This window comes from Enterobacter sp. KBR-315C3_2022 (assembly GCF_041399425.1).
Classification (GTDB): Bacteria; Pseudomonadota; Gammaproteobacteria; order Enterobacterales; family Enterobacteriaceae; genus Enterobacter.
The window spans coordinates 24,585-42,465 of sequence record NZ_JBGKEB010000005.1 but is presented as its reverse complement, the minus strand read 5'-3'; the positions used below and the strand labels follow the sequence as shown (position 1 = coordinate 42,465).

General features: G+C 60.5%; 10 protein-coding genes. 4 read left to right on the top strand and 6 right to left on the bottom strand.

The features are described from left to right. The first annotated feature begins 62 nt into the window (after positions 1–62). Both AB8804_RS07260 and AB8804_RS07255 read left to right on the top strand, forming a co-directional pair. On the top strand, positions 63–1,199 hold the full coding sequence (locus AB8804_RS07260) for a lactonase family protein (protein ID WP_371184690.1): 1,137 nt from the start codon (positions 63–65) through the stop codon (positions 1,197–1,199). 19 nt (positions 1,200–1,218) lie between these two features. Next, positions 1,219–3,129, top strand: a complete 1,911-nt coding sequence (locus AB8804_RS07255) for a transcription antiterminator (protein ID WP_371184688.1) — start codon at positions 1,219–1,221, stop codon at positions 3,127–3,129. A gap of 32 nt (positions 3,130–3,161) precedes the next feature. Here AB8804_RS07255 and nrdG read toward each other — a convergent pair whose 3' ends face one another. The 5 genes from nrdG to treR form a co-directional block, all read right to left on the bottom strand. Next, complete coding sequence (gene nrdG, locus AB8804_RS07250) at positions 3,162–3,626, bottom strand: anaerobic ribonucleoside-triphosphate reductase-activating protein (RefSeq protein ID WP_371184685.1); 465 nt, start codon at positions 3,624–3,626, stop codon at positions 3,162–3,164. Positions 3,627–3,785: 159 nt separating this feature from the next. After that, on the bottom strand, positions 3,786–5,924 hold the full coding sequence (nrdD, locus tag AB8804_RS07245; RefSeq protein WP_371184683.1) for an anaerobic ribonucleoside-triphosphate reductase: 2,139 nt from the start codon (positions 5,922–5,924) through the stop codon (positions 3,786–3,788). Between the two features lie 373 nt (positions 5,925–6,297). Further along, complete coding sequence (gene treC, locus AB8804_RS07240; RefSeq protein ID WP_371184681.1) at positions 6,298–7,941, bottom strand: alpha,alpha-phosphotrehalase; 1,644 nt, start codon at positions 7,939–7,941, stop codon at positions 6,298–6,300. Positions 7,942–7,992: 51 nt separating this feature from the next. After that, on the bottom strand, positions 7,993–9,411 hold the full coding sequence (gene treB, locus AB8804_RS07235; protein WP_371184948.1) for a PTS trehalose transporter subunit IIBC: 1,419 nt from the start codon (positions 9,409–9,411) through the stop codon (positions 7,993–7,995). A 128-nt stretch (positions 9,412–9,539) separates the two neighbouring features. Continuing rightward, positions 9,540–10,487 (bottom strand): trehalose operon repressor TreR, encoded by a 948-nt coding sequence (treR, locus tag AB8804_RS07230; RefSeq protein ID WP_371184679.1) that lies wholly within the window; start codon positions 10,485–10,487, stop codon positions 9,540–9,542. A 392-nt stretch (positions 10,488–10,879) separates the two neighbouring features. On the opposite strand from treR, the gene mgtA reads away from it, so the two are divergent. Then, on the top strand, positions 10,880–13,588 hold the full coding sequence (mgtA, locus tag AB8804_RS07225; RefSeq protein WP_371184677.1) for a magnesium-translocating P-type ATPase: 2,709 nt from the start codon (positions 10,880–10,882) through the stop codon (positions 13,586–13,588). A 209-nt stretch (positions 13,589–13,797) separates the two neighbouring features. Then, positions 13,798–16,182 carry a beta-N-acetylhexosaminidase gene (locus tag AB8804_RS07220; protein ID WP_371184675.1) on the top strand — a complete coding sequence of 795 codons (2,385 nt, stop codon included), beginning with the start codon at positions 13,798–13,800 and terminating at the stop codon, positions 16,180–16,182. A 104-nt stretch (positions 16,183–16,286) separates the two neighbouring features. On the opposite strand, the gene gbpA is transcribed toward AB8804_RS07220, so the two are convergent. Continuing rightward, positions 16,287–17,738 (bottom strand): N-acetylglucosamine-binding protein GbpA, encoded by a 1,452-nt coding sequence (gene gbpA, locus AB8804_RS07215; protein ID WP_371184672.1) that lies wholly within the window; start codon positions 17,736–17,738, stop codon positions 16,287–16,289. Positions 17,739–17,881: the final 143 nt, after the last annotated feature.

The window sequence follows — 17,881 nt, the reverse complement described above, 5'->3', positions numbered from 1 at the left end:
CTCCCCTTTGGGGAGAGGGTTAGGGTGAGGGGGACATAACGCACCCACCCCAAGGAGCCACCATGCACACCCGTAACCTGCTCGTCGCTTCACTCTCTTTGCTTGCTACCGCCGCCGTCGCGCAAACCCAGTACGCCTGGGTCGGCACCTATAACCCGAACGGCGAGGGGCTGTACCGCTTTACCGTCGACCCGAACACCGGCGCGCTCGGCGATAAAACGCTGGTCAGCAAATTGCCGAACGCCGCGCAGCTTGCCGCCTCGCACGATGGCAAGACGCTGTACGTGGCAAGCGAAGTGGAGCAGGGCGTGGTGCAGGCGCTGCGCGTGGGGGATAACGGCGAACTGAGCGAGCTTAATCAGGTGGCCTCCGGCGGTGCAGGGCCGGTGTACCTGTCGCTGACGCCGAACGGCAAGCATCTGCTGGTGGCGAACTACGTCAGCGGCTCGATTGCGGTTCTGCCGGTCAACGCGGACGGCAGCCTGGGGGACGCCACGGATACCCATCAGGACAGCGGCGAACCGGGCGCGGCAAAACCGGAAGCCGCAGCGGAAGGCAGCTTTGCCATCAGCGATCACAACGGCCCGCACGCGCACATGATCGCCGCCGATCCGAGCGGGAAGTACGTGTTCTCCACCGATCTGGGGCTGGATCGCATCTATCAGTATCATTTTGACGATCGAACCGGGAAGCTGACCCCGAACGATCCGCCGTTTATCAGTGCCTCGTCGAAGGGCGCAGGGCCGCGCCACTTCGTCTTCACGCCGAAAGGCGACGCGCTGTGGCTGATTAACGAAGAGGCCTCAATGCTGACCCACTATACCGTGGCGGCAAACGGCACGCTGAAGGAGGGCAAAACGCTCTCTTCCCTGCCGGAAGGGTACAAAGGCACCAGCTTTGCCGCCGGGCTGGCGTTAAGCGCGGACGGCAGGCAGCTGTATGTGGCTAATCGTTTGCATAACAGCATCGGGCACTTTACCGTAACAGCGGACGGTACGCTCACGCACCGGGACGACGTCTGGACGCGCGGCGACTACCCGCGCACGCTGACGCTCGATAAGCAGGGCCGCTGGCTGTACGTTATGAACCAGCGCAGCGACAACATTACCCGCTTTCGCGTCGCGCAGGACGGCAGGCTGAGCGTTGAGCCGGACTATACGCCGGTCGGCAGTCCATCCCAGATGGTTATTTCACCCTAAGCAGTAAGAGGACAACGACGTGCGATTTCCGAACCAACGTTTAGCGCAACTTTTCGATCTGTTGCAAAACGAGACGCTGCCGCAGGACGAGCTGGCGCAGCGGCTGTCGGTTTCCACGCGAACCGTCCGGGCGGACATTACCGCCCTCAACGCGCTGCTGGCGAGCCACGGCGCGCAGTTCGTGCTGAGCCGCGGCAGCGGCTATCAGCTCAAAATTGACGATGCGGCGCGCTATCAGGCCCTGCAGGATTCCCACCCGCGCGCGCTGCGCATTCCGCGCACGGGAACGGAGCGCGTCCACTATCTGGTGGTGCGTTTTCTCACCTCGGCGTTTTCGCTCAAGCTCGAAGATCTGGCGGACGAGTGGTTCGTCAGCCGCGCCACGCTGCAAAGCGATATGGTCGACGTGCGCGACTGGCTGGCCCGCTACAGCCTGACGCTGGAGACCCGGCCGCGCCACGGCATGAAGCTGTTTGGCAGCGAAATGTCGATTCGTGCCTGCCTGACCGATTTGCTGTGGGAGCTGGCGCAGCAGGACAGCCTGAACCCGCTGGTCACCGAGGTGGCGCTCAACGCGGGCGTGCCGGAGCAGATGTTGACCGTGCTGCACGACGCGCTGACGCGGCACCACATTCGCCTGACCGACGAAGGCGAGCTGTTCCTGCGCCTCTACTGCGCGGTGTCGGTGCGCCGCATCAGCGAAGGCTATCCGCTGCCGGAATTTCACGCGGAAGACGTTGAGGAGAACGTGCGCGACGCGGCGAAAGAGATCGCCGCCACAATCCAGCAGCTGGCGGACAAAGCGCTTTCGCCTTCGGAGGAGAGCTGGCTGTGCGTGCACATTGCCGCGCGGCAGATCCAGGAGATTGCGCCAAGCGCGATCAATGCCGACGATGACGAAGCGCTGGTCAACTACATCCTGCGCTACATCAACACCCACTATAATTACAACCTGCTCAGCGACGCGCAGCTGCACGCGGATCTACTGACGCATATTAAAACCATGATCACCCGCGTGCGGTATCAGATCATGATCCCCAATCCGCTGCTGGATAACATCAAGCAGCACTACCCGATGGCGTGGGACATGACCCTGGCCGCGGTGTCGAGCTGGGGGAAATACACGCCGTACGTCATCAGCGAAAACGAGATTGGTTTCCTGGTGCTGCACATCGGCGTGGGGCTGGAGCGGCACTACAACGTCGGCTATCAGCGCCAGCCGCGCGTGCTGCTGGTGTGCGATGCCGGTAATGCGATGGTGCGCATGATTGAGGCGGTGCTGCAGCGTAAATACCCGCAGATTGAGATCGCCCGCACCCTGACCCTGCGCGAGTACGAGCTGGCGGACGCGATTGGCGAAGACTTCGTCATCTCCACCGCCCGCATCAGCGAAAAAGCGAAGCCGGTGGTGACGATTGCGCCGTTCCCGACGGACTATCAGCTGGAGCAAATTGGCAAGCTGGTGCTGGTGGACCGCACCCGCCCGTGGATGCTGGATAAATATTTCGACGCCGCCCACTTTCGCATCATCAACGCGCCGGTCGACCAGCAGACCCTGTTCCGCGAGCTGTGCGAGCAGCTTGAGGGCGAAGGCTTTGTCGGCGCGGAGTTTCTGGACTCCGTGATTGAGCGCGAGGCCATCGTCAGCACCATGCTCGGCGACGGCATTGCGCTTCCGCACTCGCTTGGGCTGCTGGCGCAAAAAACCGTGGTCTATACCGTGCTGGCCCCGCAGGGCATTCCGTGGGGCGACGAAACCGCGCACGTGATTTTCCTGCTCGCCATCAGCAAAAGCGAATACGAAGAGGCGATGGCGATCTACGATATTTTCGTCACCTTCCTGCGCGAGCGCGCGATGTCGCGGCTGTGCGGCTGCAAGGATTTTACGGAATTTAAGGCGGTGGCGATGGAGAGTTTGAGCCGGTTTTGAAGAGGAGGCGGATAGAGGTTATCCGCCAAAGCTCAGCGCAAATGATGCACAACCTGGTTGCTGCTGCCGCGCCAGATCAGCGCCGGGTCTTTTAAATCCTGCACGAACTTGCCGTCGACCAGGACGTTAATCAGATCTACCACTTCCATTTGCTGCGCGTTCAGCTCATCCAGCTTATAGCCCGTCCAGACCCAAATGTCTTTTCCCGCGCACTCAGTTCGAATGCGTTTCACCAGCCTGAGTATGTCCGGCACGTTTTGCGGGTGGAGCGGATCGCCGCCGGAGAGCGAAATCCCCTGGCGGTGGATGCGCGTGTCGTTCAGGTCATTGACGATCTTGTCTTCCATCTCTTTGGTAAACGGCATGCCAGAGTTCAGACGCCAGGTGCTTTTGTTGTAGCAGCCGGGGCATTCGTGAACGCAGCCTGAAACAAACAGGGTGCAGCGGGTGCCGGGGCCGTTGACGATGTCGACGGGGTAGTATTGATGGTAATTCATTTTCGCTTCTCAATTGACGCCATTACTGCGTTGGCTGCACTCTCTCACCCGGGTCACTTACTTATGTAAGCTCCCCGGGATTCGTTCGCTTGCCGCCTTGTCCTGACGCCAATTGCTTTGCGAAAAGCAGTACACCGGCAGGCAATAAATCAGACGAACTTAACCGATCTGCCCATTCCCCAGATGCTTCACGCGGCGCTTCACCTCTTCCTGCTTGCCGGCGTTGAACGGACGCGCGTCCGGGCTGCCGAGGTAGCCGCACACGCGGCGGGTGACGGAGACGCGGGCCGCATCGTGGTTGCCGCATTTCGGACAGGTGAATCCCTTGCTGGTGCACTCAAACTCGCCGGTAAAGCCGCACTCGTAGCATTCGTCGATTGGCGTGTTGGTCCCGTAGTACGGCACGCGCTGGTAGCTATAGTCCCACACGTCTTCCAGCGCCTTCAGGTTGTGCTGGATGTTCGGGTACTCGCCGTAGCAGATGAAGCCGCCGCTGGCGATCGGCGGATAGGCCGCTTCGAAGTCGATCTTGTCGTACGGGTTCACCTTTTTCTCCACGTCCAGGTGGAAGCTGTTGGTGTAATAGCCTTTATCCGTCACCCCGTTTACCACGCCGAACTCGGCGGTATCCAGGCGGCAGAAGCGATCGCACAGGTTTTCGCTCGGCGTGCTGTAGAGGCTAAAGCCGTAGCCGGTCTCGTCTTTCCACTGGTCAACCGCGTCGCGCAGGCGCTGCACAATCGCGATGCCCTTTTCGCGCAGCATTTCGCTGTCGTACATGTGCTGGTCGCCAAACAGCGCGTTGATGGTCTCGTGAATGCCGATGTAGCCGAGCGAAATCGACGCGCGGCCGTTTTTGAAGATCTCAGACACGTCGTCGTCGGCCTTCAAACGCACGCCGCAGGCGCCTTCCATATAGAGGATCGGGGCCACGCGCGCCTTCACGCCCTCCAGGCGGGCGATGCGGGTCATCAGCGCCTTACGCGCCAGCTGCAGGCGTTCGTCCAGCAGCGTCCAGAACGCCGCTTCGTTACCTTTTGCTTCCAGCGCGATGCGCGGCAGGTTCAGGCTGATCACGCCCAGGTTATTACGCCCGTCGTGGATCTGCTCGCCGTTTTCGTCTTCGTACACGCCGAGGAAGCTGCGGCAGCCCATTGGCGTTTTAAACGAGCCGGTGACTTTAACCACCTGATCGTAGTTGAGGATATCCGGGTACATGCGCTTGCTCGCGCACTCCAGCGCCAGCTGCTTGATGTCGTAGTTCGGATCGCCAAACTTGTGGTTCAGGCCGTCGCGGATGGCGAACACCAGCTTCGGGAACACCGCGGTTTTGCGGTTTTTGCCGAGGCCGGAAATGCGGTTGCGCAGGATAGACTGCTGAATCAGGCGCGATTCCCAGCTGGTGCCGAGACCAAAACCGAAGGTCACAAACGGCGTCTGGCCGTTGGCGGTGTGCAAGGTGTTCACTTCGTACTCCAGGGACTGGAACGCGTCGTAGCACTCTTTTTCGGTGCGGGCGTGCGCGTAGCCGTCGGCGTCCGGGATCTGCCACTCTTCGGCGGTTTTGCGGTGCTTGTTGAAGCTCTCGGTCACGAACGGCGCGAGCACTTCGTCAATGCGGTTAATGGTGGTGCCGCCGTAAATATGGCTGGCAACCTGGGCGATAATCTGCGCCGTAACCGCCGTCGCGGTGGAGATCGACTTCGGCGGCTCAATCTCGGCGTTACCCATCTTAAAGCCCTGGGTCAGCATGCCTTTCAGGTCGATCAGCATGCAGTTGAACATTGGGAAGAACGGCGAGTAGTCGAGATCGTGATAGTGGATCTCGCCGCGCTCGTGCGCCGACACCACGTCGCGCGGCAGCAGGTGCTGACGGGCGTAGTGTTTAGCCACGATGCCGGCCAGCAGGTCGCGCTGGGTGGGGATCACTTTACTGTCTTTGTTGGCGTTCTCGTTGAGCAGCGCCGAGTTGGTCTGCTCGACCAGGCCGCGAATTTCCTGGTTCAAACGACCGCGCTTTTCACGCTGAACGTCGCGGTCGTGGCGGTATTCAATATAGGCGCGCGCCAGCTGCTTGTAGGGGCCGGACATCAGCTGGTTTTCGACAGCGGTCTGAATATCATTGATATCCACCTGGCTGCGCTCGTTCATCTGGCTGCTAACGACTTCTGCGACGGTGGCGCAGTAATCTGCGTCATCGACTCCCGCTGCTTTAGCTGCACGCAGAATGGCTTCTTTAATGCGCTCTGATTTAAACGGCACTTTACAGCCATCACGTTTCATCACATGCGGTGTCATGATCACTCCATTTTTAAAAACAGGTTATCCACAGAGGCGGAGAAGGCAGTGCCGGATGATTTGTCAGCCAGGCCAGAGACTTCCCTCGTTCCCAACGCCTGTTATCCACAATTCCGGCCAGCGTTGGTGCCGTCTTGTTGTTGGAATAGTAGACGATAAATACAAGATATTGGGTCGGGATGCATTTTAAGTGCTACATATAGTGATTTGCATCAAACATGTTTGCGATTTTTTTGATTCAGAACAAGGTAAAAAGACGAGAGTACAAACGGCGGGCGATACAGCGTTTGTAAATGCAGAAAGGAAAAATCTGATTAATTATTCAACAAAAACAGCAAAATAAGCCGGACGCCCGCGGGCGCCCGGCAGTCGTTTACTGCTGAAGCCACCAGGCGGCTTCAAACGGACGCAGCGTTGTCGCCTGCGGCGTCGGGTAGTTGCTCATCACGGGCTGCATCTCGCCGTTGAGCAACGCTGACGGACACGCCTGCGGTTCGCCGCTGAGGTTCGCCACCACGAGCAGCGTCTCGCCCTGCCACCGGCGGCGATAGCACCAGAGGGAAGGGTGATCCGGCAGGAGATCCTCGTAATCTCCCCACGTCAGCACCGGCAGCGTTTTGCGCAGGCGAATCAGCGACTGGTAGGTGTAAAACACCGAGTCCGGATCGTCCAGCGCCGCGCGGGCGTTGACGGTTTCATAGTTATCGCAGACGCCGATCCACGGCTCGCCCTCGGTAAAGCCCGCATTGTGCGAAGCGTCCCACTGCATCGGCGTGCGGCCGTTGTCGCGGGATTTACTCGCCAGAATGGCCAGTAATTCCTCCGGATCGCGACCGTTCGCCCGCAGTTCGGCGAACATGTTCAGGCTTTCCACGTCGCGATAGTCGGTGATGCGGCTGAAGTGCGGGTTGGTCATGCCGATCTCTTCACCCTGATAGATGTACGGCGTGCCCTGCATGCCGTGCAGCACCATGCCGAGCATCTTCGCGGCAGCAACGCGGTGCTGGCCCTCGTCGCCAAAGCGCGAGACGATGCGCGGCTGGTCGTGGTTACACCAGAACAGCGCGTTCCAGGCTCTGTTGTGCATCCCCTGTTGCCAGTGGCTGAACAGGGTTTTCAGCGCCACGAAGTCCGGCTTTGCCAGCGTCCACTTCTCGCCGCCGGGATAGTCCACCTTCAGGTGGTGGAAGTTAAAGGTCATCGACAGCTCGCTGCCGTCGAGCGCGGCGTACCGCTGGCAGTTTTCCAGCGACGTTGACGACATTTCCCCCACCGTCATCAGGTTTCGCGGGGCAAAGACGTCGCGGCTCATCTCCTGCAGATAGTCGTGAACGCGCGGCCCGTCGGTGTAAAAGCGGCGACCGTCGCCGATGTCGTCGTCAGGGAAATCCTGATTTTTCGAAATCAGGTTGATCACGTCGAGGCGCAGCCCGTCCACGCCGCGATCGGCCCAGAACTCGCAGACCTTTTTCAGCTCGGCGCGCACCGCCGGGTTTTCCCAGTTGAGGTCTGCCTGCTCCGGGGCGAACAGGTGCAGATAATACTGCTCGCTCTCGGCGTGCCAGCGCCAGGCGTTGCCGCCGAACTTGGAGCGCCAGTTGTTCGGAAGCTGCTCCGGCGTGCCGTCGCGCCAGATGTAGAACTGGCGGTACGGGCTCGTTTTGTTTAGCGACTCGCGGAACCACGCGTGCTGCGTCGAGGTATGATTCAGCACCATGTCCAGCACGATGCGAATGCCGCGCTGGTGCGCCTGGGCTACCAGCTCGTCAAAGTCGTCGAGCGTGCCGTAGGCCGGGTCGATGGCGGTATAGTTCGCCACGTCGTAGCCGTTATCCACCTGCGGAGAAATGTAGAACGGCGTCAGCCAGATGGCGTCGATGCCGAGGGTTTTCAGGTAGTCCAGGCGCTGCGTCACGCCGCGTAAATCGCCGGTGCCGCGCCCGGTGGTGTCCTGGAAGCTCTTTGGGTAAATCTGATAGATGACGCCGTTTTGCCACCAGTGAGGAAGGGTATTCATAATGCGTTCCTGCAAATGCGAAGGGGCGCAACTGCGCCCCGAAAGAGAAAGTTAAACAATCTGCAGCGTGCCCTGACGGAACTTACGCTGGTAAATCACGGTGGTGAGCGCCATCGGGACGATAATCGCCACCGCCATCGCCAGCGCAAACACCTGCCAGAAGGTCGGCTGGATGGAGAGAATGCCCGGCAGGCCGCCGACGCCAATCCCGTTTGCCATCACGCCGTTCAGGCCGCAGAGCAGGCCCGCCAGCCCGGAGCCGATCATCGCGCAGAGCATCGGGAAGCGGTATTTCAGGTTGATGCCGTACATCGCCGGTTCGGTCACGCCGAGGTAGGCGGAGATCGCCGCCGGAACGGAGATCTCACGCTCGTTGTGCTTGCGGCTGACCAGAATAATGCCGGTCACCGCCGAGGCCTGCGCAATGTTAGACAGCGCGATGACAGGCCACACCGGCGTGCCGCCGAGGCTCTGAATCATCTGCATATCAATCGCCAGCGTCGTCTGGTGTACGCCGGTAATAACCAGCGGGGCGTACAGGAAGCCGAACAGCGCGGCACCAATCGGCGCGAAGCTGCCGGTCATCAGATGACGCACCGCGAAGGCCACGCCGTCGCCAATCATGCGGCCAAACGGACCGATAAACGCGTGGGCCAGGAACACCGCCAGAATCAGCGAGCAGACCGGGACGACCACCAGATAGAGATAGTCCGGCACGATGCGCTTCAGGCGCGTTTCAATAAAGCCGAGCGTCAGGCCGGCCAGCAGCGCCGGGATCACCTGCGCCTGATAGCCCACCTTGGCGATGGTAAACAGGCCGAAGTTCCACACGTCCGGCACCTGCTGACCAAGTAAGTAAGCGTTCATTAACTGCGGAGAGACCAGCGTGACGCCCAGCACGATGCCGAGGATCGGCGTGCCGCCCATCTTGCGCACCGCCGACCAGCAGATGCCCACCGGCAGATAGAAGAAGATCGCTTCGCCAATCAGCCACAGGAAGTCGTAGATGCTTTGCAGGGCGGGATACATCTGCGCCAGCGTTTTGCCGTCGCTCATCGGCACGTCGCCGATAACGTTGCGGAAGCCCAGGATCAGGCCTCCGCTGATAAGCGCAGGCAGCAGCGGGAAGAAGATTTCCGCGAAGTGGGAAATCAGCTGCTCGTGCCACTTCATATTCTGGCGCGCCGCTTTCTTCGCCTGCTCCTTATCTGCAGACGAATGCCCGGTTGTCGCCAGCAGAGCCTGATAGTAATCGCCCACTTCGGTACCAATCACCACCTGGAACTGCCCGGCGTTGGTGAAGCAGCCTTTGACCATCTTCAGTTCTTCAATGGCCTTCGGATCGGCTTTGGTCGGATCGTTTAACACAAAGCGCAGGCGGGTAATGCAGTGGCTGACGGTCGCGATGTTCTCGCGCCCGCCCACCAGGACAATCAGCCGATCGATATCGGCCTGGTTAACTTTACTCATCATGAAACCTCATGACAGATGGGGAAGGATGTAATGACCTGAGCGCAAGCCTACGCGTTAAGCGTGACGGCGGAAATGGGAACGTTCCCGAAATCGGGCGAGGATCACACTAATTCGCTTTTCGGCGTTTACGCGAGGTGGGAGGGAACGACGATCTGGCGCGGTTCGGCGCGTCCGTTTATCTGCTCGATCAGCTGCGCGGCGGCCTGCCTGCCGGACTCGGCGTAGCCGGGATCGACGGTGATAATTTCAGGGTGCAGGAACGTCATCAGCGGCGTGCTGCCGACGCTTGCCAGCTGGAGCTCGCTGACGCGCTGCTCCTGGAGATACTTGCTCGCCCCCAGCGCCAGGGTGTCCGTGGCGCAGACCAGCGCGGTGGTCTGCGGCGTCAGCACGCTGGCGACCTGCTCGTAGCCCTGCTTCATGCCCAGCCCCGGCAGGGAGGCCACGGCGGGAAGATTATGCTGCTTGCAGAATGAAAGATACGCCTCATGGCGGCGCTTGCCGGTGGTGACGTCGGAATGCGGCACGCCCAGGTAGCTGATATGGCGATGCCCGTCGTCGAACAGGCGCTGCATCAGGGTGATTATCGCCCCTTCGTCGTCGTAGCACACCGAAGCAAACCCGCTGGCGTCACGCGCCAGCAGCACCAGCGACGGCTGCCAGGGCTTGAGCATCTCGTCCTTGATGCCGGTAAAACCAAACAGCACCACGCCGTCGATGTTGCGGCGCTGGAGCATACCGAGATGCTCTTCTACCATCTGCGGCGAGAACTGGCTCTCCATCATGATCGGGTCGTAGCCCTGCTCGTAAAAGGCGGGCAGCATGGTCTGTACGGCAAGGTTTTCAGACAGGGAATCCAGGCGCGAGACGATAATCGCCACCACTTTGTCGCTCTGGCCGCGCATGGCGCGCGCGGAGCGGGAAGGGGAAAAGCCGTGCTGGTTCATCACCGCCTCGACGCGCTCGCGCGTGCGTTCGCTGACACCGCTTTCGTTGTTCAGCACGCGCGAAACGGTGGATTTACCCACGCCGCTTAAACGCGCGATGTCTTTAATCGTAAGGCGGTTCTGCATGCTGTATTCCCTGTAACAACGACAAAGTGGTCAATTGAGCCTAATGCTATAGCGCGATTTTGCTATGGGCAAAGTCTGGTTTACGTTTGGTTTATTTACCCGGCGTTATAATACCGCCCGAATCGTCACAAACGGTATGCTTAAATCCGTATACTGCGCGCCGACATCCAACTTTATCTTACCGGAGGCTTCATGGATCCCGATCCCGCACCTCTCCTGAACGGGAGAGAACGTTCTTTCCGGTAAGCCAGCCTTCTCGCTGTCTCACCGGTGCTGTGAGGCAGCGACGTATCTAACGTTCCTGCTTTAAAAATTAAAGTGCCTGTCAGGTACGGCGTTTTTGTGCCTGATGGAAAATCTGCGTCCGCCGTTGCGGATGCGGGGGAATGACTATGCTGAAAAATATTACCCGGCAGCTGCTCGACCAGCTGAGCCGCCATCTGCCGCGCCGTCTGATCGCGCGCGATCCGCTGCCAAACGCCAACACCATTGCAGGGGCGGATATTCCCGCCGGCCTGACCGCGCGCTGCCTGAACGTGGCGGCGATGGACGAAAACGAAGTCTGGCGCGCGTTTGGCGGCCATCCTGAAGGGCTGAACGCCGCCGAGGTCGAAAAAATCCGCGCCGTGCACGGCGATAACCAGATCCCGGCGCAAAAGCCGGCGCCGTGGTGGGTGCACCTGTGGCTCTGCTACCGCAACCCGTTCAACCTGCTGCTGACGGTGCTCGGCATTATCTCGTACGCCACCGAAGATCTGTTCGCCGCAGGGGTGATAGCGCTGATGGTGGGCATCTCTACGCTGCTCAACTTTATTCAGGAAGCGCGCTCGACCAAAGCGGCGGACGCCCTGAAGGCGATGGTCAGCAATACAGCCACCGTGTCGCGCGTGATTAACGATCTCGGCGAAAACGCCTGGGTTGAGCTGCCGATCGACCAGCTGGTGCCGGGCGATCTGGTGAAGCTCGCCGCGGGGGATATGATCCCGGCGGACCTGCGCATTATCCAGGCCCGCGATCTGTTCGTGGCGCAGGCGTCCCTGACCGGCGAATCGCTGCCGGTTGAGAAGGTGGCGCGTTCCCGCGAGCCCGATCAGGTGAACCCGCTCGAGTGCGACACCCTCTGCTTTATGGGCACCACGGTGGTCAGCGGCACGGCGCAGGCGATTGTGACGGCCACGGGCGGCAATACCTGGTTCGGCCAGCTGGCCGGACGCGTTACGGAGCAGGAGAGCGAGCCCAATGCCTTCCAGAAGGGCATTGGCCGCGTCAGCATGCTGCTGATCCGCTTTATGATGGTAATGACGCCAATCGTGCTGCTGATCAACGGCTACACCAAAGGCGACTGGTGGGAAGCGGCGCTGTTCGCGCTCTCCGTGGCGGTCGGCCTGACGCCGGAAATGCTGCCGATGATCGTGACCTCAACGCTGGCGCGCGGGGCGGTGAAGCTCTCTAAGCAGAAGGTGATCGTGAAGCATCTGGACGCTATCCAGAACTTTGGCGCGATGGATATTCTCTGCACCGATAAAACCGGCACGCTGACGCAGGATAAAATCGTGCTTGAGCACCATACCGACATCTCCGGCAAGCCAAGCGATCGCGTGCTTTACAGCGCCTGGCTCAACAGCCACTACCAGACCGGGCTGAAAAACCTGCTCGACGTGGCGGTGCTGGAAGGGGTGGACGAAGAGGCGGTGCGCACCCTGTCAGGGCGCTGGCAGAAGGTGGACGAAATCCCGTTCGACTTCGAGCGCCGCCGCATGTCCGTGGTGGTGAGCGAGGAGCCGGAGATTCACCAGCTGATCTGCAAAGGGGCGCTGCAGGAGATCCTTAACGTTTGCACCCAGGTGCGCCACAACGGCGAGATCGTGCCGCTGAACGACGCCATGCTGCGCCGCATCAAGCGCGTCACCGATAACCTGAACCGTCAGGGGCTGCGCGTGGTGGCGGTTGCCACCAAATTCCTGCCCGCCCGCGAGGGGGACTATCAGCGTATCGACGAATCCGATCTGATCCTCGAAGGTTATATCGCTTTCCTCGATCCGCCGAAGGAGACCACCGCGCCGGCGCTGAAGGCGCTTAAAGCCAGCGGCATCACGGTGAAAATTCTCACCGGCGACAGCGAGCTGGTGGCCGCCAAGGTGTGTCACGAAGTCGGGCTGGACGCGGGCGTCGTCGTCGTGGGCAGCGAGATCGAGCCGCTCTCCGACGACGAGCTGGCCGCGCTTGCGCAGCGCACCACGCTGTTTGCCCGCCTGACGCCGATGCATAAAGAACGAATCGTGATGCTGCTGCGTCGCGAGGGGCACGTGGTGGGCTTTATGGGCGACGGCATTAACGATGCGCCCGCGCTGCGCGCCGCGGATATTGGTATCTCCGTGGACGGCGCGGTGGATATTGCCCGCGAGGCGGCGGACATCATCCTGCTGGAAAAGAGCCTGATGGTGCTGGAAGAGGGCGTCATCGAAGGGCGCCGTACCTTCGCCAACATGCTCAAGTACATCAAAATGACCGCCAGCTCCAACTTCGGCAACGTGTTCAGCGTGCTGGTGGCGAGCGCGTTCCTGCCGTTCCTGCCGATGCTGCCGCTGCACCTGCTGATTCAGAACCTGATGTACGATGTGTCGCAGGTGGCTATCCCGTTTGATAACGTGGACGACGAGCAGATCCAGAAGCCGCAGCGCTGGAATCCGTCCGATCTTGGCCGCTTTATGCTGTTCTTCGGCCCGATCAGCTCCATCTTCGACATTCTGACCTTCTGCCTGATGTGGTTCGTGTTCCACGCCAACACGCCGGAGCATCAGACCCTGTTCCAGTCCGGCTGGTTCGTGGTGGGGCTGCTGTCGCAGACGCTGATTGTGCATATGATCCGCACGCGCCGCATTCCGTTTATCCAGAGCCGCGCCGCGTGGCCGCTGATTATCATGACCGGCATCGTGATGGCGCTCGGCATCGCGCTGCCGTTCTCGCCGCTGGCCAGCTACCTGCAGCTGCAGGCGCTGCCGCTGAGCTACTTCCCGTGGCTGGTGGCGATCCTCGCGGGCTATATGGTGCTGACGCAGATGGTGAAAGGGTTCTATGCGCGTCGGTACGGCTGGCAGTAAAACCACACCCTCACCCTAACCCTCTCCCTGGAAGGGAGAGGGAACGATTTCTCCCTCGCCCCTTTGGGGAGAGGGCCGGGGTGAGGGGATACGTTTCCTCTCAAATTCAACAACCTGTGATCCCCGTCATGCCATTTGCTTGACGACAATTTGTACGCATGTTAACAGAATGTTTTGCCTTTATTTGGCCCGTCAGATAAGGAACATTCATGTTACGGTACAGTCTCTTAACCGCCGGGCTGATGCTCGGCGCTTCCGCGCTTGCCGCCCCGGCAGGCGACCTCCCCTTAATGCCCTGGCCCGCGCAGGTCGAACGCCCGACGACCCAGGGCGCGCTGGTGCTCAGCAACGATATTTCCGTCAGCGTGAGTGGAGATGACCTCGGCGACGCGGTCAGCCGTCTGCGCCAGCGCTTCGCCCTGCAAACCGGCTGGACGCTCAGGCCTCAGGCCGATAAGCCGGAAAAACCGACCGTCCGCATCGCGATTGCGAAAAAGGTGAAGCCGCAGCCGCTGCCGGACAGCGACGAAAGCTATACGCTCACCGTCGACGCGAACGGCGTGAACATCTCCGCCAACACCCGCTTTGGCGCGCTGCGCGCCATGGAAACGCTGCTCCAGCTGGTGCAGAACGGCGCGGAAAACACCTCGCTGCCGTGGGTTACCATCAAGGATTCGCCGCGCTTCCCGTGGCGGGGCCTGCTGCTGGACTCGGCGCGCCACTTCATCCCGCTGGTGGACATCAAGCGCCAGATCGACGGCATGGCGGCGGCCAAGCTCAACGTGCTGCACTGGCACCTGACGGACGATCAGGGCTGGCGCTTCGCCTCGGCGCGCTATCCGAAGCTGACCCAGCTTGCCAGCTACGGGCTGTTTTACACCCCGGAGCAGATGCGCGAGATCGTGCGCTACGCCACCGCGCGCGGGATCCGCGTGGTGCCGGAAATCGACATGCCGGGCCACGCGTCCGCCGTTGCCGTTGCCTACCCGGAGCTGATGAGCGCGCCGGGGCCGTATGAAATGGAGCGCCACTGGGGCGTGCTGAAGCCGGTGCTCGATCCGACAAAAGCGGCGACCTACGCCTTCGCCGAGGCGATGGTCAGCGAACTGGCGGCGATCTTCCCCGATCCGTATCTGCACATCGGCGGGGATGAGGTTGACGACACCCAGTGGAAAGAGAACAAGGCGATTCAGCAGTTTATGCGCGACAATACGCTGGCGGACAGCCACGCGCTGCAGGCGTATTTCAACCGCAGGCTGGAGACGATCCTCGAAAAGCACCACCGACAGATGGTCGGCTGGGACGAGATCTACCATCCCGACCTGCCAAAAAGTATTGTGATCCAGTCCTGGCAGGGGCAGGACGCGCTGGGCCAGGTGGCGCAGCACGGCTACAGGGGCATTCTGTCCACCGGGTTTTACCTCGACCAGCCGCAGTCCACGGCCTATCACTATCGCAACGAGATCGTACCTGCGGGGCTGAACGGCATCGATACGATTGCCGATACCGACAGCGCGCAGAGCTGGACCTTCTCCATGCCGCGCCTGAAGGGCAAGCCGGTGGACGGCAGCTTCACGCTGGTGAAGGGGGACTCCGGCTGGCGCGGGTTTATCGACTTTAACGGCAAGTCCCGCCGCGCGGTGGAGAACATTCAGTGGCGCGACGATAATCAGGTCACCTTCACGGTTGACACCTGGATGGGCGAAACGCGTCCGGTCGTGACCGTGACCGACGACAGGCTGAGCGGCTATTTCCTGGTGGGCAACGCCCGCTATCCGGTCACCGGCGCGCGGCTGCAGGACGTGCCGAAAGGCGTTGCGCCGGTCGTGCCCGATCCGGCGAACGAGGCCAACCTGCTGGGAGGCGAAGCGGCACTGTGGGCGGAAAACGTGGTCGCGCCGGTGCTGGATATCAGGCTGTGGCCGCGCGCCTTTGCGGTGGCGGAGCGCCTGTGGTCCGCGAAGGACGTCAACGACGTCGACAACATGTACACCCGCCTGCAGGCGATGGACGCGTGGACCACGGTGTCGGTGGGCCTCCAGCAGCATAGCCAGCAGCAGGCGTACTTCACGCGCCTCGCGAACAATGGCGATACGCTCCCGCTGCAAATCCTCGCCCAGGCGGTCGAACCCGCGCAGTATTACACCCGCCAGCACCTGAAGTTCCAGGCCGGAAATTATCATCAGTTTGAGCCGCTAAACCGCTTTGCCGACGCGCTGAGCGCAGAGAGCAACACCGTGCGGCAGATGCAGAAATGGGCCGACCGCCTGGTCAGCGACGCGGAGGATGCCGAAAGCGCCGACGCGCTGCGCCACGTTTTCAACCGCTGGCAAAACAACACCAGCGACGCGCTGGCGCTCAGCGAAAACAGCTATCAGCTGAAGGCCGTTAAGCCGGTGATTCAGGAGGTGGATAAGCTGGCGTCGATTGGCCTGCGGCTAACGGACCTGGTGGCGCGTCAGGGGACGCTGGACGATAAGGAGATTGCCTCAATCCAGAAGGAGCTGGATAACGCGGCGCAGATTCAGGATGAGGTGGTGATCGCGGCGGTCAATCCGCTCGAGACGCTGCTGCGCGCGACGCGGAATCAGTAGAATACCCCCTCACCCCAACCCCTCTCCCCATAGGGGCGAGGGGCTCGATCGGTTCCCTCTCCCCTATGGGGAGAGGGTTAGGGTGAGGGGTACGGTTTTTCCACTCAGTTCTTCAGAACCCACGCCTCTTTCCAGTGCGTGCCGACGCCCGGCTCGAACTGGGTCGCATACTGGCTCCACTGCACGCAGTAGCCGCTGTACGGGAAAGGCTTACATTCGTAGGTCTTCCCGTCTTTTGGCTGCAGCACCACGGTGCCCGCTTTGTAGGACGCGATATTCTGTGGGAAGGTAAAGTCGTGATGGCCGGTATCGCCGGTCGCCGCGTCGTCTTCCAGCATCAGGTTCAGCACGTCCTGGGCGAACATCGTGCCGTCCTTGTTGGTCGCGTAATATTTCAGCATATGGTGGCCGGCTTCAACGTTCGTCAGGGTCAGGGTCACGTCCCGGTTGGCGTTATTCATGTCCTGCTTCAGGTAGCCTTTCTCTGCGCCCTGGTGGTTCATCACCCGCGCTTCCAGATTCACGTCGCCGTGCGTGCTGACGTGGAAGGTGACGGTCGCATTGCCATGCTCAATTTTGCTGTACTGCAAATTGGTCACGTTGATGCTTTCGTCTACCTCGGCTTTTTGCTCTTCATACGAGATCGCCACGGACGTCAGCGTGCTGCCGTCTTTAACGAAGACGCTGTTTGCGCCGTGAATCGGGTTAACGTTGCCGCTTTCGTCCTTCACGCCCACGCGCACGTCGTGCTGCGCGGCGTTAATTTTCTGCGCCAGCTCGTAAGACCACTGGTTCGCGTCGCCTTGTTCAGCAGAGCCGATGGTCATTTCGGTGCGCATGGACACCACTTCACCGTGGGCATCGAAGAAGCGCGCAATCACCTTATCGCCGGCATTGAGGTTGTTACCCGCGATGTTGCCGCTCAGCGTTTTGCTCCATTCGGAGACCGCCGCTGGGGTTTCGTCCGGGGTGACGTTGCCGCCGTTGCCGAAATCAACGTCGATGGCCTGATAGAAGCTGTTTGAGGTATCGGCAATTTCCCATACGCCGTAGATCACCTGGTAGCCGGTACGTTCCGGAACATTACACTTCATTGACTGGCGGTTTGCCGGAACCTGACCGTTGCCGTTGATGGTGCAGAACGGCGTGGACTCAAACTGCGCGCGGGTCAGCGGCTGGTTCGGATCCCAGTTCTGCTTGGTGATGTAGTAACGCCAGTTGGTGGTTCGGTGCGGCGCCGTGTGATACCAGACAAACTCATGTTGACCGGCCGTCATCGGCGTTTTGGTCCACGCGTTCAGGCTTTGCTTATCCAGCTGGGAATACTGCGAAATGCCCGCGCTGGCGAGCTGGCCGTCCGGCGGCATGCTGCCGGTTGGGAAGCCGGAGCTTTTTTCCACGCTTTGCGGTTCATACTGAACGGAGCCGCAGTCGATATTTTGCCCCAGCTTGCACATGTAGGCGCGGCTGGCAGGAGATTCAATATAACCGTGTGCAAAAGCGGAGGAAGCCGTAATTAACGTTGCAATAGACAGAGCAATTTTGGAAAGTTTCATAATTAGTCCATTAAAAAAATACATATTTTTAGCGCACCTTCAGTATATTTATGACGGCAAAAATTTCATGCCGTCCGGCGGGTAAAAATATCCAAAATAAATTCCGTTACTCCCCAAAAAATAAAAGCGGCCGAAGCCGCTTT